The organism is Dongia rigui, from assembly GCF_034044635.1.
Classification (GTDB): Bacteria; Pseudomonadota; Alphaproteobacteria; order Dongiales; family Dongiaceae; genus Dongia; species Dongia rigui.
Map to the genome: position 1 here is coordinate 581,741 of NZ_JAXCLX010000001.1, position 21,013 is coordinate 602,753.

The 21,013-nt window shown below is 63.7% G+C and carries 18 protein-coding genes and 1 pseudogene; 5 read left to right on the plus strand and 14 right to left on the minus strand.

Annotated features, from left to right (window positions below; genetic code table 11):
- Positions 1 to 209 precede the first annotated feature (209 nt).
- Positions 210 to 3,443: pseudogene (locus tag SMD31_RS02680) on the minus strand (AsmA family protein); the annotation flags it as partial.
- 129 nt (positions 3,444 to 3,572) lie between these two features.
- On the opposite strand from SMD31_RS02680, the gene SMD31_RS02685 reads away from it, so the two are divergent.
- Positions 3,573 to 3,791 carry a DUF4169 family protein gene (locus SMD31_RS02685; protein ID WP_320499152.1) on the plus strand — a complete coding sequence of 73 codons (219 nt, stop codon included), beginning with the start codon at positions 3,573 to 3,575 and terminating at the stop codon, positions 3,789 to 3,791.
- 3 nt (positions 3,792 to 3,794) lie between these two features.
- Here SMD31_RS02685 and SMD31_RS02690 read toward each other — a convergent pair whose 3' ends face one another.
- Together SMD31_RS02690 and SMD31_RS02695 are read right to left on the minus strand one after the other, a co-directional pair.
- Entirely contained in the window at positions 3,795 to 5,132 is a 1,338-nt protein-coding gene (locus SMD31_RS02690; RefSeq protein ID WP_320499153.1) for an MgtC/SapB family protein, read from the minus strand.
- A gap of 13 nt (positions 5,133 to 5,145) precedes the next feature.
- The gene (locus tag SMD31_RS02695) at positions 5,146 to 5,862 is read right to left on the minus strand and encodes a COQ9 family protein (protein ID WP_320499154.1); all 717 of its coding nucleotides are present in this window, start codon (positions 5,860 to 5,862) and stop codon (positions 5,146 to 5,148) included.
- Positions 5,863 to 6,042: 180 nt separating this feature from the next.
- On the opposite strand from SMD31_RS02695, the gene SMD31_RS02700 reads away from it, so the two are divergent.
- Positions 6,043 to 6,363, plus strand: a complete 321-nt coding sequence (locus SMD31_RS02700) for a hypothetical protein (RefSeq protein ID WP_320499155.1) — start codon at positions 6,043 to 6,045, stop codon at positions 6,361 to 6,363.
- A 40-nt stretch (positions 6,364 to 6,403) separates the two neighbouring features.
- Here the strand turns inward: SMD31_RS02700 and SMD31_RS02705 are convergent, their stop codons facing one another.
- Complete coding sequence (locus SMD31_RS02705) at positions 6,404 to 6,961, minus strand: peptide deformylase (protein WP_320499156.1); 558 nt, start codon at positions 6,959 to 6,961, stop codon at positions 6,404 to 6,406.
- A gap of 208 nt (positions 6,962 to 7,169) precedes the next feature.
- Here SMD31_RS02705 and rpsU point away from each other — a divergent pair, with 208 nt between their 5' ends.
- The 3 genes from rpsU (at position 7,170) to SMD31_RS02720 (ending at position 8,613) form a co-directional block, all read left to right on the plus strand.
- Positions 7,170 to 7,373 (plus strand): 30S ribosomal protein S21, encoded by a 204-nt coding sequence (gene rpsU, locus SMD31_RS02710; protein WP_320499157.1) that lies wholly within the window; start codon positions 7,170 to 7,172, stop codon positions 7,371 to 7,373.
- 260 nt (positions 7,374 to 7,633) lie between these two features.
- A complete protein-coding gene (locus SMD31_RS02715) occupies positions 7,634 to 8,122 on the plus strand; it encodes a PAS domain-containing protein (protein ID WP_320499158.1) in 489 nt (162 codons plus the stop codon).
- Positions 8,119 to 8,613, plus strand: a complete 495-nt coding sequence (locus tag SMD31_RS02720) for a PAS domain-containing protein (protein WP_320499160.1) — start codon at positions 8,119 to 8,121, stop codon at positions 8,611 to 8,613. The genes SMD31_RS02715 and SMD31_RS02720 overlap by 4 nt, the downstream gene beginning before the upstream one ends.
- Here SMD31_RS02720 and SMD31_RS02725 read toward each other — a convergent pair.
- The 10 genes from SMD31_RS02725 to SMD31_RS02770 all read right to left on the minus strand — a co-directional run bounded on the left by SMD31_RS02725 (position 8,610) and on the right by SMD31_RS02770 (position 20,991).
- Positions 8,610 to 9,659 carry a S66 family peptidase gene (locus SMD31_RS02725; RefSeq protein WP_320499161.1) on the minus strand — a complete coding sequence of 350 codons (1,050 nt, stop codon included), beginning with the start codon at positions 9,657 to 9,659 and terminating at the stop codon, positions 8,610 to 8,612. The genes SMD31_RS02720 and SMD31_RS02725 overlap by 4 nt on opposite strands.
- The gene (locus SMD31_RS02730) at positions 9,647 to 10,873 is read right to left on the minus strand and encodes an FAD-dependent oxidoreductase (RefSeq protein WP_320499162.1); all 1,227 of its coding nucleotides are present in this window, start codon (positions 10,871 to 10,873) and stop codon (positions 9,647 to 9,649) included. The genes SMD31_RS02725 and SMD31_RS02730 overlap by 13 nt, the downstream gene beginning before the upstream one ends.
- 22 nt (positions 10,874 to 10,895) lie before the next feature.
- Positions 10,896 to 12,302: an NAD(P)(+) transhydrogenase (Re/Si-specific) subunit beta gene (locus SMD31_RS02735; RefSeq protein ID WP_320499164.1), complete on the minus strand. Its 1,407-nt coding sequence runs from the start codon at positions 12,300 to 12,302 to the stop codon at positions 10,896 to 10,898.
- A 1-nt stretch (position 12,303) separates the two neighbouring features.
- Entirely contained in the window at positions 12,304 to 12,657 is a 354-nt protein-coding gene (locus SMD31_RS02740) for a proton-translocating transhydrogenase family protein (protein WP_320499165.1), read from the minus strand.
- Positions 12,658 to 12,670: 13 nt separating this feature from the next.
- Positions 12,671 to 13,816 carry a Re/Si-specific NAD(P)(+) transhydrogenase subunit alpha gene (locus SMD31_RS02745; RefSeq protein WP_320499166.1) on the minus strand — a complete coding sequence of 382 codons (1,146 nt, stop codon included), beginning with the start codon at positions 13,814 to 13,816 and terminating at the stop codon, positions 12,671 to 12,673.
- A gap of 269 nt (positions 13,817 to 14,085) precedes the next feature.
- Entirely contained in the window at positions 14,086 to 15,444 is a 1,359-nt protein-coding gene (locus SMD31_RS02750; protein ID WP_320499167.1) for an ABC1 kinase family protein, read from the minus strand.
- A gap of 179 nt (positions 15,445 to 15,623) precedes the next feature.
- Positions 15,624 to 17,150 carry a trimethylamine methyltransferase family protein gene (locus tag SMD31_RS02755; RefSeq protein WP_320499169.1) on the minus strand — a complete coding sequence of 509 codons (1,527 nt, stop codon included), beginning with the start codon at positions 17,148 to 17,150 and terminating at the stop codon, positions 15,624 to 15,626.
- A gap of 11 nt (positions 17,151 to 17,161) precedes the next feature.
- Positions 17,162 to 19,228, minus strand: a complete 2,067-nt coding sequence (locus SMD31_RS02760) for an oxidoreductase (protein ID WP_320499170.1) — start codon at positions 19,226 to 19,228, stop codon at positions 17,162 to 17,164.
- Between the two features lie 60 nt (positions 19,229 to 19,288).
- A complete protein-coding gene (locus SMD31_RS02765; RefSeq protein WP_320499172.1) occupies positions 19,289 to 20,182 on the minus strand; it encodes a trypsin-like serine peptidase in 894 nt (297 codons plus the stop codon).
- Positions 20,179 to 20,991: a trypsin-like serine peptidase gene (locus SMD31_RS02770; RefSeq protein ID WP_320499174.1), complete on the minus strand. Its 813-nt coding sequence runs from the start codon at positions 20,989 to 20,991 to the stop codon at positions 20,179 to 20,181. Before SMD31_RS02770 ends, SMD31_RS02765 begins: the two co-directional genes overlap by 4 nt.
- Positions 20,992 to 21,013: the final 22 nt, after the last annotated feature.

A 21,013-nucleotide genomic window follows, 5' to 3' on the forward strand; every position in this document is an offset into this window, starting at 1 on the left:
GTGTCCAGAACGCCCTTCGAGATATCGAAGGTACCCGACAGCTGGTTGTCGACCCCGGTGAAGGAACCGAGCACGCCATTGATGCTGTCGGCAACCCCTTTCACCTGCTTCACCTTCTGACCCAGCACGCCGAGCAGCACCGAACCCACTTGCTGCTCGACCTTGCCGATAATCATCATCGTCCCGCCCAGATCGCCCTTGCCGGTCAGCGAGCGCACGATTGCCGCCTGGCTTTCACCCGCACCGGTGAGATCGAGGTTAAGCGAGAGCGGGCCCTTCAACTGGTTGCCGGCAATGCCGCCACCCAGCAGCTGGCCGAGCTGGATCTTATCGATGGCAACCTTCGCCGCGACCTGCGGCGTCGTGCGCGCATCGACCGATGTGCCGGACAGGTTGAAGGCGCCGCCATAGATATTGCCTGTGAGCGTGTCGACATTGAGCACGCCATCCTTGATCGTGACCTTGGCGACGATATTGTCGATGCGCTGGTCGGGCATGATCAAGGAATTGGCCTTGAAGTCGATATCCGCATCCTGGCCCTTGAGGGCCGAGAGATCGAGCGGCTCGTTGGACCAGGGCGAATTGCCGCTCTTGGCTGCGGGTGCCGCCTGCTTGCCGCCACCGCCGGACCCCATGAAGGGCACCAGATTGACCGTGCCGCCGACCAGGCTCGCCTTCACCATCGGCTTGGCACCCGTGGCGTCGTAATCGGCGTCACCGGTCAGTGATGAATCGCCCCATTTGAAATCGAGGCCAGAGACGCTCGCCTTCTTGGTGGTGCCGCTGGCCTTCGCGTTCAACGCCAGCGGCCCCGCTTTGGCGCCGGAACTCGGCATGTCGGCGAGTGCCAGCAACTGGGTGAATTCCGGATGGTTGGCCTGCAGCGAGATATCGAAGGCCATCGGATCGGCCTTCGCCTTGATATTGCCGGCAACCTTGGCCGTGGCGCCGGCTGCCTGCAGGCCCAGATCCAAATTGAGATCATCGGCGCTGCCTTTCAGCGAGCCCTTGGCAGCGAGGGTTCCCATGGCTTGCGCCTTTGGGCCGGCAAGGCCCGCCAGTTGCAGCAGAGGTGCGGGGCGGTCGGCCCGCAGATCGAGGGTCGTATCGACCGCGGGCGTCCCGGAGATGCCGGTAATCTTGCCGGAGAGTTTGCCCGCCCCACCGATGCCGGCCAGCGTCAGGTCGATATCGTAGGCGAGATCGTCGGTGCCGCTCTGCGCCGTGCCCTTGAAGGCGACCGAACCCAGATTGTCGGCCGCCTTGAGCTGCGTTGCGTTATCGCCGCCGCTGCCGCCCAGCGCCACCAGCGGCGCCAGCTTGTCGATCTTGATGTCGAAGGTCGAATTGACGCGTGGGATGCCGCCGGCAAGAAGCCCCGCCGCACCGCCCTTGGCCGTGCCATCTAGGCCGATGCCACTCATGGCCAGGGCGACGTCATAGGAGACCTCGTCGCCACCGCCCGAGGCTTTGCCTTTGAGCGTCAAGGCGCCGAGCTTCCCGGCCGGCGCCGCACCCGCCATCTGCGCCAGCTTGTTGGCATCCTTGGCGGTCACGTCGAAATCGAGATCGAAGCGTGGATTGCCTTTGAGCTCGACAATCTGCCCTTTGACGGCACCCTTCCCACCCATCAGATCGCCAACCGACAGGTCTTCGATGGTCAGCACGCCACCGGCGAGGCCGATCAGCGCATGCAGCTTCTTGACCTGCTGGTCGTTCATGGTGAGAGCACCGGCGCGCAGCTCGATATTGGCGTCGAGGTCGCCCAGCGGCGCCAAAGCCTTCAGCGGATTGCCGCCGATATCGGCCGGCTTGCTGGTCGTGGCCGACGCAGCCTCCGCCTTTTTCGCCGGCATGTAGCCGTCGAGGTTCATCTGGTCGATGGAGAGGCCGACGCCGAACGCCATGCGCTGGCGTTTCTGCCCGTCGGGCAGCGCCACGGTGACACCACCGGCAATCTTCGTGGCATCGAGCTTGGCCGCGAGGTCCGAGAGCGCCACCTGGGTCGGCGTGAAGGTGACGCGGCTGTTGAGCGCAAAGCTGCGCAACCGGTCGCCCGGCACGGAATCGACGGCGCCCTTGGCAAAGGCGTCAATGAGCGCCCGCAAATTGCCGGCGTTGAGGTCGAGGCCGCCGGCAAAGGCCGGCTGGCCATTCTGCGCCACCAGCGTGCCACCCAGCTTTACCTTCGCGGCACCCGGCAATTGCGCCGACAACTCGGTGAGGTTGAGCTTGGCATCAGCAAGAGCCGCCACCAGCTTCACCTGGTCGATGGAGTTGCCCTGATAGACCACCTGGTCGATCGCTACATTCGCGCTGGCGTTGACGCCTTCGGGCAGGCTGAAGGTGCCGGCGGGCGCCGGTGCGCCGGCAGCGGCCGGTGCCGCCTCGGCAGTGTCCGCCGCCGTGACGGGGATCAGCTTGTCGAGATCCAGCCGGCCCATGGCGAGATTTGCCTCGACCGTGGTCGTCGCACCCATCTTCGCGACGACCGAGCCGGTGGCATTCATATCGCCAAGGCTCGCTGTGAAGTTCTTGAGGTCGGCGGCCGACTTACCGGCAACGATGTCGCCATCGACGGCAAAGGCCTGCGCCAGCGGCCCCTCTTCAGGCTTGCCGCCGGAGAGGACCGCGATCAGCTTGGCAACTGAATCGCCCTTACCGGTCAGCTTGCCGGTCACGATCGGCTGATCGGCGGTCGCGGCGGCCTTGAGATCGGCCTGCCCCGAGAAGCCGATGGTCGCGTTGGCGTCCTCGACCTTCACTGTCACGTTGATCGGCATCGGCTGCGCCGGATCGAGGCGCCCCACGGCGACGTCGAAGCCCAAGGGCATGCCGATTGCGGTCACACCGCCCGTGGCTTTGAACGGCCCCTGCAGGCTATCGAGCGATAGATCGACATTGAGGTTCTCGACCCGCTGCTCGCTGGCGGTGCTGAGGTCGCGATAGACCAGCGTGCCGTCGGTGATGCTGGCGCCTTCGATTGAAAGATCGAAATTGCTGCCGCCGCTTTCGGCCGTGGCGGGCGCAGTCTCCGTCGCCTCTGCACCACCGGCCGGCGCGATCTCCCAATTGCCTTTGCCGTCGGGCAGCTTCTCCAGGACGATGGTTGGCTTCACCAGCTCGATGCTCTTCACCTCGGCCTTGCCCGAAAGCAGCGGCATCAAGGCGACCTTTACCTTGACCTTTTCGATTTCCGCCATGTTGGCGGCCGAGCCCTCGGCCGCATTGCCGAACTTGATGCCTTCGACCGAGACGGAAGGAATGGGCAGCAGCGAGAGCGAGATGTCGCCGTCGATGACCAGATCGCGGCCTGTCGCTTCCTTCGCCTTCTCGGCGATGAGGCCCTTATAGCTGTTGAGGTTGATAAAGAACGGGGCGACCAGAGCCAAGACGATGATCACGGCCAGAATGCCGCCGCCGATTTTCAGCGCTTTCTTCATAACGAACTTCTCCCGGTCTTGCGGCCGCCCGCTTGAATGCGGGCCGAATTGCACCCATTATCACCTTACGCCGGAAGCCGGGGCAAGGTTCCCGTGTCCTGCGGCGAATGACAGTTCCGTGAGGCTGAAATGGCCGAAATCGTCAATCTCAACCAGTTCCGCAAGGCCAAGGCGCGCGAATCGGATCAGCGGCAAGCTGCCGAGAACCGCGTCCGATTCGGGCGCAACAAGGTCGAAAAGGAAAACGACCGCCGTGCCGCAGAGCGGCGCGACGCCCTGTTATCGGGCAAGGAACTCGAAATCCACGATTCCGGATCGGACGCGAGCGATGACGCCAAGCCGAAATAAGCGTCAGAGATAGACTTCAACTGCCAGGCCGCACGCTGCGGAAACCAGCATCATGCTCATCGCCGCGACGCTCCAGCGCGCGAAAGCACCGCCGGCGCGCCCGGCAATGATGCCCTTGACCAAGGCATTGGCTGCCATTGCCAGCAGAATGGCGACGACGCCGCTCAGCACTTCACCGCTGACATTGGCATTCTTGGCGACCGACAGTGTGATTGCGTCAAGATCGGCAAGGCCCGCGATGGCCGCCAACACATACAGCCCAGCCTCGCCGAAATTCTCCGTCAGTACCCGCTCCAGCAACAGAATGACGGTCAGCAACACGGCGAACTTGATGGCCTGAGAGAGTTGGAAGGGGTTTGCGATCTTCATTTCATTGGGCGATACCGCCGATTTGCGCGTCGTGTACCAGATGAAGGCCACAAAAAGTGCCGCAGTCGCGGCGGCAAGACCCACCGGCAGCAGCAGCACGATGGCAAGTGACGGCGCCAGCACGGCAGTGAGAACGGCGATGCGCAATGTCATCATGACGTTTGCCAAGGCCACGCCGGCGGCGAAAATCCGCCCCTGCTCGGGTGCATCGCCCGCCAGCTTGGCAAATGACACGGTCGTTGCCGTCGACGAGACGAGGCCACCAAATATGCCCGTCGCCAGCACACCCAGCGCGGCGCCCAGCGCGCGAATGGCAAAGTAGCCGACAAAGGACATGGCGGAGATCATGACCACCAGCAGCCAGGTGGTGCGTGGATTGAATACCTCATAGGGGCCAAAGCCCTTGTCGGGCAACACCGGCAGAATGACCAGCGAGATAACGAGGAAGCGCACCGTCGCCTGCAGTTCGGCTGGCGTCAGCTTGCCGATGAGGGCGTGCAGGGTCGGCTTCAGATAAAGCAAGGCGACGACGACGACAGCACAGGAGACAGCAAGCTCCATGGCACCGATTGAAGCCAGCACGCCAAGCAGTACAGTGACCAGCGCCGCCACCAGCGTGGTCATGTCCTCGGCGAGCGTGAAGGCTTTATCCTTGGCGGTGACGCGGCGATCATTGACCAGCAGCAGCGCCAGCGTCGCCAGGATGGCTGGAACGAGCCAGGTCCCGATCGTCGGTGTCAGCGTCCCGCCGAGACCGCCCAGCAGCCCCATCAGGCCGAACGTGCGAATGCCAATGCGGTCGTGATCGTCGGCATCCTGCTTGCGCCATTCGCGCTCGAGCCCGACCAAAAGACCGATGGCCAGCGCCACCACCAGCTTGGTGGCAAGATGCAGGTCGAAATGGGTGAAGTCGAAATCGACCGCAGCCGTGCTCAATGCCTGACCGGCTTGGCTCGTCGCTTCCGATTCCATAGGTCGAAATCCGTCAGGCGCGGCGACGGCGGCGCGGGCGCATGCCAAGCGGCAGACCCTCGCGCGAACCGGGCTGGCCCGCACCCTGCTGCAAGAGATGCAGCGGATTGGGCAACCGGTCGAAGACGCTCTTGAGCCGTCCCTTCACCGCCGGGATCTTCATCACCTCGTCGATGCGGCGATCCAGAAAAGCCCAGCTTGCGGCATGATTCTCGCTCTTGTCGTTGAGCCAATAGAGCAAGGTCGCCGAATAGACGCCGGCGAGGATCGCGCGCTTGGTATAGAAACTGAAATCGGTCGATTTATCGCCGATCGCGTGCCAGATCGCATCGACCGTGCCATAGAGCAGCTTCGGCCCCAGCGTCGCATTGCCGGGCAGCAGCAGGAAGGAAAGACCCGCACGCACCGCTTCGCGCTGGCCACCGACCAGTTCCAGGCGCAGCCGCACGGCCTGGGCGATGCGGTCGCGGATCCGGCCGCTGCCGCTCTCGCGCTGCAGGCGCTCTATCAGCGCCTGATCATGGCGGCGATGGTTATAGGCCAGCACCTCGCTCATCCCACCCGGGAACGCGTTGAGTGCCCGCGGCAGATCGATCTTGGCATCCTCGGCACCTGCCTTGAAGGCAGCATCGCTCCAGCCGTCGAACGGCACATGCGGCAGGATGGCATCGACCAGGCGATCGCGATCGCCTTGCCAGTCATATGCCGTGTCCGGGCCTTTTTCGCTCACGATCCAAACTCCTCATCCTTCATGGCGCCATTTTGGCACTTTCCGCGCGGCATCGCCACCACCCAAGCCCGCTTGTGAAGCGCTTCACAGCTGCTGCAAACCGCCGCAGGCGCACCGTCGACCAATGGGCATGGGCAAGCGACCCATGAAAAGACATCCATTCAGCGAAGGAAACGATCCATGAAGACCCTCTCTTTGTTCAGCCTCGCCGCACTCGCAGCCCTGGCCTGGTCGGCCCATCAAGCTGTTGCCGAGCAATCGCGCTACACCTGCAAAGCCGGCGCGCTCACCATCACCTCCACGTCGCCTTGCTACGTCACCAGCTACGGCATCTCGGTGCCAGGCAGTGATGGGCCAGATCAGGGGGGCAAGCAGGGTGGCGACGCGGGCGCCAAGAACGGCGGCAAGAAGGGCGGCGGGTTCGGTGGGCCCAAGGACCTCAAGGACAAGCCCAAGGGCGGCGGGCTCAACGGTCCAAAGGACGTCAAGAACAAGGACTGATCTAGCGGCCGGGCGGCAAGAGTGCCGCCCGGCGCCGTTTTCAGTCCTCCGCTTCCTTGTTCTCGAAGCGGCGCAGTTCCTCGACGAAACTCAGTGTCTTCATGTCCGTCATCCGCATCGGATAGAGGATGCCGTCCAAATGATCACATTCATGCTGCACCACCCGGGCGTGGAATCCGCTCGCCTCCCGCTCGATCACCGCGCCGTCGGGCCTCAGCGCGCGGTAGCGGATGTGCCGGTATCTGGGCACCATGCCGGCGAGGCCGGGGACCGAGAGGCAGGCCTCGATTCCCGCGATCGTCTCCGGCACCAGGGGGGTGATTTCGGGGTTGATCAGGGCCGTCAGCGGAATCCCCGGCGGATTTTCACCCACCACCCCGTCCTCGGCGGCGATGCGGGCGCCCGGTACGTGGAATATCACCACGCGCAGGGGGACATGGACCTGGGGGGCCGCCAGCCCGGCCCCGCCGATATCCTCCAGCGTGTCGACCATGTCATTGATAAGTTTATGAATTTCCGGCGCGGTGGGGTCGGCGACCGGATCGGCGATCCGCTTCAGGACCGGGTGGCCCATACGGGCGATTTTCAGGATGGCCATCTTCCACTCATCTGCTTCTTCGACAGAATATGGCTGCCAGACAGGGGTTTAGGAAGGGTCCATCTGCGGCCCAAATCATCCCCGCAGGGCTTCACAAGCGCCAAGGGACATGGTACAGCATCGCCCGAGCCGGACTTCCCTTGGGGCAGCCCGATAGCTATTTTCGTTTTTACGTTACTCCAATCGGCGAAAGGAGCCGTGGTAAACCGTGCAAGTTCTCGTCCGTGACAACAATGTCGATCAGGCCCTGCGCGCGCTCAAAAAGAAGATGCAGCGCGAAGGGATTTTCCGGGAAATGAAGATGCGTCGCAACTATGAGAAGCCGTCCGAGCGCAAGGCGCGCGAACAGGCCGAGGCGGTGCGTCGCTACCGGAAGCTGATGCGCAAGCGCATGGAGCGCGAAGGCTTCTAGGCCTCCCGCCTCTGGCCGCTGATCCAGCGGCCCAGGTTCGACGAGAGAACGCATGATGTCGCCCCGCTGGCCCCGCCAGCGGGGCGATGCCTTTTGGGGAATCTCTCTCTTTCGTCTGCTTCCGGCCACCCCTTGACCCGCGCCGCTGGCCGAGTCTAATGTTCCCGTTTTGTTTCACGTGAAACATTTTCCACGCCCCCTTTCTCAGGCGTGTGCAGTTTGTCAGGATGCGGTGGGCGATGACGCGGATGTCGGGGGACATGATCACGATACAGAACGGGCAGCAGCAGGAGCCGGCATGGGTGGCGGATGCCAGCGCGAATGTGCAGGCGCTCTATCGCTATTGGCAGGGGAAGCGCGCTGGCGCCGATCTGCCGGCGCGCGCCGACATCGATCCCGTGGATATCCCGGCCCTCCTGCCCTATCTCACCATCGTCGAAGTGGTCGCCGATGTGCGGCGCTATGTCTATCGGCTGGTCGGCACCAAGGAGGTCGAGATTCGCGGCCAGGACCCGACCGGCAAATCGGTGGCAGAGGCCTTTTACGGACCCAATATCGACGAAGCGCACATGTTCTATGACAAGGCCGTGGCGACGCGCGACGCTGTCTACGACTGCTCGCCTTTCATCGGCCCTGACGGCCGCTACAATGATGACGAGATATTGTTCCTGCCGCTCTCGGACGATGGTTCCCGTGTCACGCGGATCATCGTCATGGCCCAGTGTTCGCTGACGCCGGAATTCGCATGAGCGAGGCGGCGCCCGAGCCGGGTCTCGTGGAACCCGATTGGCTCGGCGCCTGCGGCAATCTCGTTCAGGCAGTCTATCGCTATTGGCGTTCCAAGGCCCGCGCCGGCCGATTGCCCCGCCGCAGCGACATCGATCCGACCGAGATTCCGCGTCTGCTGTCGCATCTGATGATCGTCGAGGTGGTGGAGGACGAGCGGCGCTATGTCTATCGCCTGGTTGGCACCAAGGAAGTGGAAATGCGCGGTCGCGATCCCACCGGTCTGTCGGTTATTGACGCCTTCCTTGGCATCTCGGTCGAGGACGCCTTGTGGCATTACGACCAGACGGTCACGACGCGGGCACCCGTCCATGACGACAAGCCCTATGTCTCGACCAGCGGCCGTTGGGTCAGCGACGATACCCTGTTCCTGCCGCTGAGCGAGGACGGCATCCGCATTGATCGGATCCTCGTCGCCGCTGCTGCCGAGCCTTATCCCAAGACGCGGCGCTAGCCGAGCCAAGCCTCGGCGAGGTCCAATGTCTTGGCATCGCAATCCAGCCGGGCGCGGATGCCCTGGGGCAGGACGAATTGCGGGTCGGTGTGGCCGAAATCCATATTGGTCATGATGGGGAGCTCGGGGCGCCCGAACTCGCCGGCCACAACACCGACAATCGCTTCATCCAGCGCCAGCTTGGCATCGGCGTCATAGCGAGCGGGGCGGCCGACCATCAGGCCGGCGATGCGCGCCAGAATCCCGTCCCTGCCCCAGCCGCGCAGCATGTCCGCCACCAGTTCCGGCCCCGGCGCTTCCTCAGATGTTTCGAGGAACAGCAGTCGGCCATCCCAGAAGTCATCCCTCTCGGCCCCAGTCGGCGGCCAGAACATCCCACCGCGCAAGCCTTCGAACACGTCGATGCAGCCACCGAACAGCCGGCCTTCGACCGCGCCAGCCCCCTGCAGCAGGCGCCAGCCTTCGGCTGGGTTGGGATCGTTCACCTGCCCCGCCTTGGCCTGCTGCCGCCAATCCGGATAGCCGTCGCAATAGGCGGCAAAGGGCTGATAGCGATAGCCGGCCTCGGGCAGGAACAGCATCTCCTTCACATGGGCGGCGTAATCAGGGAGCGCCGACATCTGCGCAAAGCCCGCCATGATGGAGGGACCGTGCAAGGTCACAAGCCCCAGGCGCTGGCAGAAGAGATGCAATGTGCTGGTGTCGGAATAGCCCATCAGGATCTTCGGATTGGCCTTGATCACCGCGGCGTCGAGAAAGGGCAGAATACGATGGCTGTCATCGCCGCCGATCGCGGCGATAATCGCCTTCACCTGCGGGTCGGCGAAGGCGCGGTTGATATCATCGGCGCGGAGATCCGGCCGGGCCGACAGCTCGGCTGCCGGCATGCGCGCGGTGGGATACTCGACCACATTGAGGCCCCAGCGCTGCAGCAGGCCGAGGCCCAGTTCATAGATGTGCGGAAACACGCTCGGCCCGCCCCAGGAGGGCGAGACGATGGCCACCGTATCGTCGATATGGAGGCGTTCCGGCTTTAGAACTTGCATCCGGCCAATGTGTCAGGACGCGCGGCCGTGAACAAGCCCGTCCCGAGGCCGGCGAAGGTTTCTGTCATGCGGCGGCGCAACCAGGGGAAATGGTCGATCAGAGGCATGGCGGCGTCGCGCAGATCGGCCAGCAGGCGGGTATCCGACTGGAACAGCGGCGTCAGCAGCCGGCTCATCATCTGATAGAATCGGATATGGCGGTTGCGCCGCCCGGCATAAGTCTGCTGTGCAGTGGGCAGACTGTCCGACGCCGCCAGCGCATCCGTGAGGGCCGCGGCATCCAGCATCGCCATGGTCACACCGGCGCCCAGTTGCGGACTGGTCGAATGCGCCGCGTCGCCGATGAAGACGATCCCCTCGGCATAAGGCACACGCAAGGTGAACTGCGCATAGCGTGCCAAGGCAAAGGCGGAGAATTCGGTGGTATCATCGAGCAGGCGCGCCGCTTGCGGCCAGATCGCCGCCACCTTGCCACGCCAAGCCTCGAAGCCCGCAGCGAGGAGCGCGCCATGATCTTCCGGGCGGAGGCTCCAGAACAATGTCACCAGTGGTGTCGGGCTGTCCGGCAGGTGCCCGACCGGCAGTACGCCCACCATGTGCCGGGCAGCGACATAGCGTTGCAGCAATACGTCGCGCGCGAAATCCGTGTTGGGCAGGCTCGCCCAGATGGCGCCATAGCGATAAGGACTGGGTGACGGCGCGGCGCCGACAAGCCGACGCAAGCGCGAGTTGACGCCGCTTGCATCGATCACGAGATCGACAGCTGGCAGTTCACGCCCATCAAGGCCAAGGGGGCGTAGGCGACCATGCGGACCCGGCAGAACGTCGGCAATGTCCGTCGCTGTCCGGATGGCAATGCCGCGCGCGCCCGCCGCGCGCTGCAACGTCGTGAAGAGCGAGGCGCGGTGGATGCCAAGGCCATAAAGATCGCCCGGCAACCGGCTGTAATCGACTTCAACCAATTGGCGCCAATCCGGGGCGTGCTGCCCACGGAACCGCGTGATGCGGCTGCCCAGCGCCTCCACCTCCGCGCGGCAGCCGATGCGCTCCAGGGCCATAAGGCCAGCCGGCTGCAGCATCAGCCCGGCGCCGACGGGCCGCGCCTCGGCAAAGCGCTCATAGATGACGGGCTGGTGTCCGGCATCGGCCAAAAAACAAGCGGCCGCGAGACCTGCCGGTCCGCAGCCGCTGATCGCGATCTCGAGATGACGCAAGGCGGTCGTCGAGCGATTTGGCTTAGTGCCCGAAGGCCTTCACCACGTCCTCGCACATTTTCTTGGCATCACCGAACAGCATCATCGTGTTCGAACGGAAGAAGAGCTCGTTGTCGACACCGGCATAACCCGACGCCATCGAGCGCTTGATGAAGAGGACGGTCTTGGCCTGCTCGACGTCGAGGATCGGCATGCCGAAGATCGGGCTCTTGGGGTCGGTCTTGGCGGCCGGGTTGGTGACGTCGTTGGCGCCGATGACGAAGGCGACATCGGCTTGCGCGAAGTCGCGGTTGATGTCTTCAAGCTCGAAGACCTCGTCATAGGGCACGTTGGCCTCGGCGAGGAGCACGTTCATATGCCCCGGCATGCGGCCGGCCACCGGATGGATGGCGTAGGAGACCTTGACACCTTCCTTCTTCAAGAGATCCGCCATCTCACGCAGGGCGTGCTGCGCCTGCGCCACCGCCATGCCGTAGCCCGGCACGATGATGACGCTGGCCGCGTTCTTCATGATGAAGGCCGCGTCATCGGCACTGCCGGCCTTGACCGGCCGGTCCGCCGCGCCCTTCGCTGCCGCCGTGGCACCGCCGGCATCCGTGCCGAAACCGCCCAGGATGACGTTGAAGATCGAGCGGTTCATGCCCTTGCACATGATGTAGCTGAGGATGGCGCCCGACGAGCCCACCAGCGCGCCCGTGACGATGAGCAGCGGGTTGGAGAGCGTGAAGCCGATGCCGCAGGCAGCCCAGCCCGAATAGGAGTTGAGCATGGAGACGACGACCGGCATGTCGGCACCGCCGATGGGCAGGATCAGCAGGAAACCCAGCAGCAGCGAGACGATCACGATGCCCCAGAAGAGCGGATCGGATTGCCCCAGGATCAGCGCCACGATGAGGACGACGATGCCGATGCCAAGGGCTGCGTTGAGGACGTGCTGCCCCTTGAACACCAGCGGCGCGCCGGAGACGAGGCCCTGCAATTTGGCAAAGGCCACGATCGAACCGGTGAAGGTGATGGCGCCGATGGCGACACCGAGGCCCATCTCAATCAGGCTGCCTGGATGAATAGCGCCCGGCTCACCGATATGGAATTCGGCCGGCGCATAGAACGCAGCTGCCGCCACCGCAACGGCGGCAAGACCCACCAGGCTGTGGAAAGCTGCCACCAGCTGCGGCAGGGCCGTCATCTGGATGCGCTGGGCGATGACGGCACCGATGGCGCCGCCGATCACCAGGGCGATGATGATGCCGACATATGACGAGGCTGCGACACTCGGCAGCGCCAGGGTCGTGCCGATGGCGATGACCATGCCGACCACGCCGAAGCGCAGGCCGCCTTGCGAGGTTGCGGGGCTGGAAAGCCCGCGCAACGACATGATGAAGCAGACGGAAGCGACCAGATAGAGGAAGGAGGCGATATTCTGGCTCACGTTACTTGCCCCCCTTGCTGTCTTTTTTCTTGAACATCGACAGCATGCGGTAGGTCACGAAGAAACCGCCGAAGATGTTGACCGAAGCCAAGGCGACTGCCACCAGCCCCATGCCCTGGCTGATGCCAAAGGCGGCGGCCCCTGAAGCGATGAGCGCCCCCACGATGATCACCGAAGAAATGGCGTTGGTGACCGCCATCAGCGGCGAGTGCAAGGCGGGTGTCACGCGCCAGACGACGTAATAGCCGACGAAGCAGGCCAGCACGAAGACGGTGAAGAGCTGCACGAAAGGCAGATGATCTGCCGGTGCAATAGCCGCGGCGACATCGGCCGCGACGTTTGTCGTTTCATCCATGGCGCATTTCCCCTTAGGCCTGGAAGGCGGGATGGATCACCTGGCCGCCCTTGGTGAGGGCAACGCCTTTGACGATCTCATCTTCCCAATTGATTTTGAGCTGCTTCGACTCTTTATCGATCAGCAGCGTCACGAAATTGAGCAGGTTCTTCGCATAGAGCGCCGTCGAATCCGCCGCGAGACGGCTGGGGACATTGGCATGGCCCACCAGCTTCACGCCGTGTTTCTCGACCACCTGCCCCAGTTCGGAAAGTGGGCAATTGCCACCCTGCTCCACCGCCAGATCGACGATGACCGAGCCGGGTTTCATGGTCTTCACCATCTCCTCGGTCACCAGCACCGGCGCCTTGCGGCCGGGAATGAGCGCCGTGGTGATGACGATGTCCTGCTTCTTGATCGTCTCGGCGATGAGGGCCGCTTGCTTGGCCTGATAGGCTTCCGACATCGGCTTGGCATAGCCCGCCGCCGTTTCTGCCTGCTTGAACTCCTCATCCTCGACGGCAACGAAGGTGGCACCCAGCGATGCCACCTGCTCCTTCGAGGCCGGGCGCACATCGGTCGCCGAGACGATGGCCCCTAAGCGCCGCGCGGTGGCGATGGCCTGCAGGCCGGCAACACCGGCGCCCATCACCAGCACGCGGGCGGGGGCCACGGTGCCGGCCGCCGTCATCATCATCGGGAAGGCGCGGTTGTATTCGGCAGCCGCATCGATCACGGCCTTGTAGCCGGCGAGGTTCGCCTGGGACGACAGCACGTCCATCGACTGCGCGCGGGTGATGCGCGGGACCAGCTCCATCGCCATCGCATCGATGCCGGCGGCGGCGTAAGAACCGATCTGCTCCTTGGCACCATGCGGATTGAGGATGGCAATGAGCGTCGTGCCCTTGGCGAGCTTCGATAGTTCATCCATCCCTTCGGCAGCGCTCATCGGCCGCTGCACCTTGAGGACGATTTCGGCCCCGGCCGCGGCCGCCGCCGCATCGGGGGCGATCTTGGCGCCCGCCGCCTCAAAAGCGGCATCGGGAATCGAGGCCGAGATGCCGGCGCCGCTCTCGACCACCACCTCGGCCCCAAGGCCGATATACTTCTTCACCGTCTCGGGCGTCGCCGCGCAGCGTTTCTCGTGGGCGCGGCGCTCTTTCAGGATGCCGATCTTCATACGCTCCCCAATCTGGCCCTTACGGCATTTAAGCCGTTGAACCGGTTGTCATTATCGACAGGAATCGAGCGCGCACAGGACGGCCGCACCCCAACCCCCAAGCGGGGGCAAGATTGCCGGGGGAAATGGGCCGGCGCAAGCGGGATTGACGCTCGCTCTTCAGCGGCAGATTCAACCGTCATGGTCGGCGAAGGCCGACCATCCACGCGCTTGTTGGCGATTGAGGAACGGAGCTCGTGGATCCCCCCTTCGCGGCGATGACGGGGATACTACAACCCCACTTCCTTCAGCGCCGCCTTCTGGCGTTTGGCGAGGGCCTTCACATCGAAGTCGCGAATGAGGTCGTGGAACAGTTGGTACCAGTTGATCTCGGCCTTCAAATGCAGGAAGACGGACCCCAAGCCGATGGCGGCGCGGTCCATGAAGACGAATTCCTTAGGGGGCGTGACGGGGCCCAAGCGCCGCAGTTCGGCGTGAACGTTCTCGGCCACCTCGCGGCCATAGATGCCGCTGGTCTCTTCCTGGATCTTGCGGGTGCGGTCCTCGAGCAAGGGGCCGTAGACGAATTTGGCCCAGAGGTTGAGCACGTCGATGACGTCCTTGTTGAGACCCTTGAAGCCCCAGCTTTCATAGGCCGCGACCGCCATGTCGCGGTCACCGCGCTCCAGCGCCCAATAAAGGTCGATGACACCCTTGACGAACTTCGCGTCGAAGATGCGGATGCAGCCGAAATCCATCAGGTTGACGGCGCCCTCGTCCTTCGCACCCTTGGGACGCACGGTGTAATTGCCAAGATGCGGGTCGCCATGGATGACGCCGTAATCGTAGAACGGCACATACCAGGCGCGGAACATGTTGTAGGCGACCTTGTTGCGCAAACTTACCGAGGGCTTCTTTTCGAGGAAGCTCATCAGCGGCTCGCCCTCGATCCAGGTCATGGTGAGAAGGCGCTGGGTGGTTAGCTCATCGACGGGGAGCGGCAGATGAACCTCGTCCTCTTTGGCCAGCATCAGCCGGTAAAGCGCCATCGCCTTCGCTTCGCGCGCGTAATCCAGTTCCTCGCGCAGACGGTCGGCAATCTCGTCGTGGATATGCTCCGTCGAGATCGCCTTGTCGTAGCGCTCATAGAGGCGAAAGATGAGTTTGAGCTGCGAGAGATCGGCTTCGACCGCAGATTGCATGTCCGGGTATTGCAGCTTGCAGGCGAGCTTCGTGCCGTCCAGCGCCGTTGCCCGGTGCACCTGGCCCAGGGATGCGGCAGCGGCCGCCTCATGGCCGAAAACGTGGAAGCGCGACTGCCAGGCAGGCCCCAGTTCCGCGGCCATCCGCCGTTTGACGAAGGGCCAGCCCATGGCCGGCGCATTGGCCTGCAGCTGACGCAACTCCTCGACATATTCCTTGGGCAGCGCGTCGGGAATGGTGGACATGATCTGCGCCACCTTCATCAGCGGGCCTTTCAACCCGCCAAGGGCCGCCTTGAGATCGGCCGCATGTGAGGCGCGATCGACCTTCAGCCCCAGATAACGTTGCCCCGCCACGCGCGCGGCGACGCCGCTCATGGCGCGGCCCACTTTGGCGTAGCGTTTCACGCGGCCGGAAAGGGAATTGCTCTCGGAATCGTCAGCCATTTGCTCGTCCATACGCCTTTAAGTGCGAGATCGGATCATATATGGGGACGATTTGTCATGCGACAAATGGGCGTCTTTCGACATGCCCTCACCAACCTCGTCATGCCTGGGCTTGACCCGGGCATTCACTCTCTCAACTGTGCCAGTGGATCCCCGGGTCTTCGCCCGGGGATGACGAACTACGACTTGGCGTGGATCTCTTCCTTGCGCTTGACCACATAGGCTTCAAGGGCTTCTGCCTTTGCGGGATCAAGCGGCGGTGCCTCATAGGTGCGCAGCAAATCCTTCCAGATGAGATGCGCGCGCTCAGTGCCGGTCTTGGCGCCGGTCTCGGACCATGTCTCGAAATTGCGCCAGTCGGACAGCATCGGCTCGTAGAAGGCCTGGTCGAAGCGCGCCAGCGTGTGGGCCGCACCGAAGAAATGACCGCCGGGTCCCACTTCCTGCATCGCGTCGAAAGCGAGATTGTCCTCATCGATTTTGAGGGGATCGAGGAAGCTGCGCATCAACTGCAGCATCTCGGCATCGAGGATGAGCTTCTCAAAGGATGCGGTGAGACCGCCTTCCAGCCAGCCGGCCGCGTGCTCGATCAAATGCACGCCGCCCATGATCGTGCTCCACAGCGACATGCCGCTTTCATAAGCCGCCTGCACATCGACACAGTTCGAGGCCGTGACGTTGGAGGAGCGGAACGGGATGTTGTAACGCCGCGCCAATTGGCCCGAGGCGATCTGCGCCTTGGCATATTCCGGCGTGCCGAAGGCCGGCGCGCCCGTGCGCATGTCGACATTCGAGGTGAATCCGCCATACATGACCGGCGCACCGGCCGCGACGATCTGCGACAAGGTAATGAGCGCCAGCGCCTCGGCATTCTGCTGCGCCAAGGCACCGGCGATGGTAACCGGACTCATGGCGCCGGAAAGGGTGAAGGGTGTCATCGCCACCGGCTGTCCGGCGCGCGCCATGGCGCAGAGCCCCTCGCCCATCGGAATGTCGAGGCGCAAGGGGGAATTGGAATTGACGATGGTGAGTGTTGCCGGGTTCCGTCGCAATTCCTCGCGCGACTGGCCGAGGGCGATGGAGAGCATCTCGATCGCGTCTTCGACGCGGTAGCCGCCCAATGCCCAGCATTGCCAGTTCTTGTCGGTGTAGCGGATGGCGGCGAGATAGAAATCGAGATGGCGCGAATCCGCCGGCAGATCGGTCGGCTCGCAGGGGCAGCCACCTTCCTGGTGGATGACATTGAGGCGCTGCACGACCTTTATGTAGTCGCACATGTCCTGGTAATTGCCGGCACGGCGACCGCGCTCGATATCATGGGCAAAGGCCGGGCCACCGGTCGCGGCGAAGATAAGGTTGCCGTCGCCCAGTTTCAAATTCTTCGCCGGGTCACGCGCCTGCAGCGTGAAGGAAGACGGCACCGTCTTGATCTTCTCCTTGATCATGGCGGGATCGAATCGGACGCGCTGCGTGCTCTCGTCCACACTGGCACCAGCTGCCTTCAACAGCGCCCGGCTCTCGTCATGCATCACTTCCATGCCGATCTCGGAGAGGAGCCGCAAGGAGGCGTGATGGATCGATTCGATCTCGTCGGCCGACAGCAGGGCAATGGGCGGATAGCGGTTGGTGACCTTGGCGAATGGCATTTGACGCGGGCCACTGGTCACCACCCGCCGCTCACGGCGTTTCGTCGCGTCCCGCGTCATGCCGCTCTCCCCTATTTCACGAAAACGAGTTCACGCTTGAACGGGAACTGATCTGGATCGATCACCTCGCCGAACTCGCGCGCGGCCTTGTGGCCGGCATAAACGGCATGCACGATGGCACCCGGCACATCGGCATCGCCGATGTTCTTCAGCGTCAGGATACCCGCCTCCTTGCGTGCTGCCTCGTCCGCCTTCAGGTCGAGATAGAGCGCGTCGTCGGAGAGGCGCGAGGTGGCGCTGACCAGGGTCGTCCCATTGATGCGTTTCTCAGCACCCGTGTAGTTGCAGGCAAAGACGCCGTGGTCGCCCTTCCATGCCGCAAGGCGATGGGTGAGGACCAGCTTGATGCCGAGCTTCATCAGGCGCACCTGCACCTTGAACTGCTCGTCGGTATATAGCGACCAGCTGGCCACATCGAGGCCGGGGGTGACGAAGGTGACGTTACAGCCGGCCTGGACCAGCTTTTCGGCAATGACGGCGGCCATGTAATATTGATCGTCGTCATAGACGATCACATCGCCGCTGACCGACTTGCCCTTCATGATGTCGTCTGGGGTCAGCACATTGGCGCGGTCCATGCCCGGCACGGCAAAGTAATTGTTGTGGCCGACGCCGTCGCGCCGCCAGGTGGCGCCCGTCGCGAGGATAATGTGCTTGTACCCGCTCTCCAGCAGGCCCGCCTTGTCCATGCGGCTTTCGCGGAAGATCTCGATATTGGAGAGCTTGGCGATCTGCCCCAGGCGATAGTCACGCACACGCACCCAGGCGGAGAGCGTCGGCAGTTTCGGTTCGAAATTGAGGCGGCCGCCAAGTTCGCGCGCGGCATCGGCCAGCGCCACGTCATAGCCGCGCTTGGCCAGCGACATGGCGCATTCGAGCCCGGCCGGACCGGCACCGACGACCAGCACCGGATCCTCGGCATAGCCGTTCTTGGGGTTCATGATTTCCGGGTGCCAGCCGCGGCGATATTCCTCGCCCATGGTCGGATTCTGGGTGCAGCGGATGGGGACACCCGTGTTGTTCTGCGCGCGGCAGATGTTGCAGCCGATGCATTCGCGGATATCTTCCTCGGCGCCTTCGTCAATCTTCTTCGGAATGAAGGGATCGGCGATGGAAGGGCGCGCCGCTCCGATGAAGTCGAGCACGCCACGTTTCACTTGATCGACCATGGTGTCGGGCGACGTGAAACGGCCGACCCCAACCACCGGCTTGGTGGTCAGCTTCTTGACGAAACCGGTGAATTTCTCCTGATGCGCTTCCGGTCCAAAGCGGGAGGAAAGGGAATCGTTGTCGACATAGGAGACATTGACGTCCCAGAGATCGGGGAGCTCGGCCAGCAGTGAAATCACCGCCTCGCCCTCCTCCGCTGCCTGCACGCCGTCGGCCCCCAACAATTCATCGACAGCAAGGCGCACGGCGACCGCACAGGTGTCGCCGATGGCGTCCTTGGTCTCCTCGATCATTTCGCGCAGCAGGCGCGAGCGGTTTTCGATCGATCCGCCATATTCGTCCGTGCGCTGGTTCCAGCGCTGGGTGATGAACTGGAACGGCAAATAGCCGTGACCGGCATAGACATAGACGATGTCGAAGCCCGCACGCTTGGCGCGCTTGGCCGCCTGCACCTGCCAGCGCCGCAGGTTGCGGATATCTTCCTTGTCCATGGCACGGGTCTGCATCGGAAAGACCGCATGCTGGGTCGAGCCTGAGGGCGACAGCGGTGTCTCACGGCTCCAGCGGTTGGGACTGTGATTACCGCCGTGCCACAGTTCCACACCGGCCAAGGCACCGTGGCGCTTGATCTTCTCGGTCGTCAAAGACTGCGTCTTGATGTCGTTGTCATCCCACAGCGCACAGAGGCGATAGGGCGCGTCTTCCGATGACCAATGCATCGAACAGTATTCGGTGTTGATGACACCCCAGCCGCCCTCACCCTTCAGTTCGCGCAGTCGTGAGACGGAATGCGGCAGGTCGTAGCCCATGCCGGTGCAGTGCGGCACTTGATAGAAGCGGTTCTTGGCCGTCACCGGCCCGATCTTCACAGGCTCGAACAGGATGTCGTAACGAGGATTGCGCGGCACTCTCTCCCCCCTGGCGCTTGGCTGGCTTTCGGGAAGCTGTATACAGCTATGCCGCGATAGTCAATCGCGCCCGTGCTGCTGGCCGTCCCAGGGTGCGGGCCCGACCGACGCTACCGAGACATCTGCCGACAGAATGGCCAGCGGCAGCGGGCTTGCCGGCAGGGCGCTGACAGGGGTTTGTGCCAACCGACGCAGGATCGGCCCCGTCGCCACCGCATAGGACAGCCCGCGCCTGGTATCGAAGCCAGCGAAAATCCCCAGAAAACGCGGCTTACCCCCGCTATCCATCAGGATAATGGGCCCGCCGCTGTCGCCGATGCGGATGATGCAATTGGTGACCAGCAGTCGGTTGCGATAGCTGGCGAAAATATGGGGGTCTTCCACGATGCCGCAGGCGCTGTGTTGCTCGAGGCGTTTCATCCAGCCCTGGCCGTAGCCGGCGGTAAAGAGTGTTCCGCCATGCGCGAGGCGGCTGACGGCCTCGTCGGTCGAGAGGCTCGCGAGCGGCAGCGGCGCGACGCCCGTCACCGCCGGGGCGATCTCGATCAGCGCCCAGTCCTTCATGATCTGCTCGGGCCGGGCCAAATGGCCCTCGCGCACATCGCCACCCAGAGCCACCAGCCGCTGGCCCTGGGCCGGGGGCAGCGCCAGCGCGGCACCTAAATTGGGATTGAAGCGCAAGCTGGCTGGCGGGCTCACCGTGGGATTCTGGTGAAGGCAATGCGCCGCCGTCAGGATCAACGTCGCTTTCACCAGGACGGCCGTGCAGGAGGCTGCCCCCGCGACATCCAGCCGGCCGATGGCGGCGGTCCAGGGCGCCGCAGCCGCCGGCGGCGGCGAGACGGGACCCGGCGCCGGCGCCACCGGCGCCGCACAACCCGCAAGGCTGACGGCCAGGGCGACGACAGCCGCTCGATACCAGCCCGCGATCGCCTGCTTATTCCCCACGATCACTGGGCCGAGGTCGTAGCGGCACCTGCGCCGATCTTGTCGGCGAAATAGATCGATGCCGGGCCGAAGCTGACGAAATCCTTCTGCCCGTGATCACCCCAAAGATTGGTCACGACGCCGACGACGACTCGGGCGCCTCTCGGATCGGTCAGCATGATCGGACCGCCGGAATCGCCCGGAATGACTTCACAGCGATTGACGATGACGTCGTGCGACACCTTCAGCATTTTGTCTGCATCGGTCACCAGATAGCAGTTATCCCGCACTTGCAGCCGCTTGCCCGAAAAAGCACCATAGACCCCGTACCCGGCATGGGACAGCTTGGCGCCATTCTTGATACGCGCATCGATGGCATCGACGCTCAGCTTCTCGACCTTCATCGGTTCGAGATAGGTGACAGCCGGCGAAATGCGCAGGACGGCCCAGTCGTCTTTCGGCTCGCCCCGCAACTTGCCGCTGTTGTCGGATTTGATCGGCCAGCCCATGTCGATGACGGCAGTCACCTTGGCTGGTTTCAGCCTTTCGCGGCCGACGTCGAGCGCCGGGGTGAACTGAAAATCGGTAATACGCGCTTCGCTTCCCCGCCCATAAAGGCAATGCGAGGCCGTCAGGATAACGTCCGGCTTGACCAGCGTCGCTGAGCAGGAGCCGTCCTCGGCATCCAGGCGGCCGATGGCGGCGCTCCAGGGCAGCGGACCACTCGGCCGGTCGACCGTGCGGACAGGCGTCGTGCAACCGGCCATGAGGGCCGCGAACAGGATGAGGCAGGCGGCCCTGGCTGGCGACGGATGCGTCGGGAACAAACGCGTCATGAAGATCCTCTGGCTTGGCAAG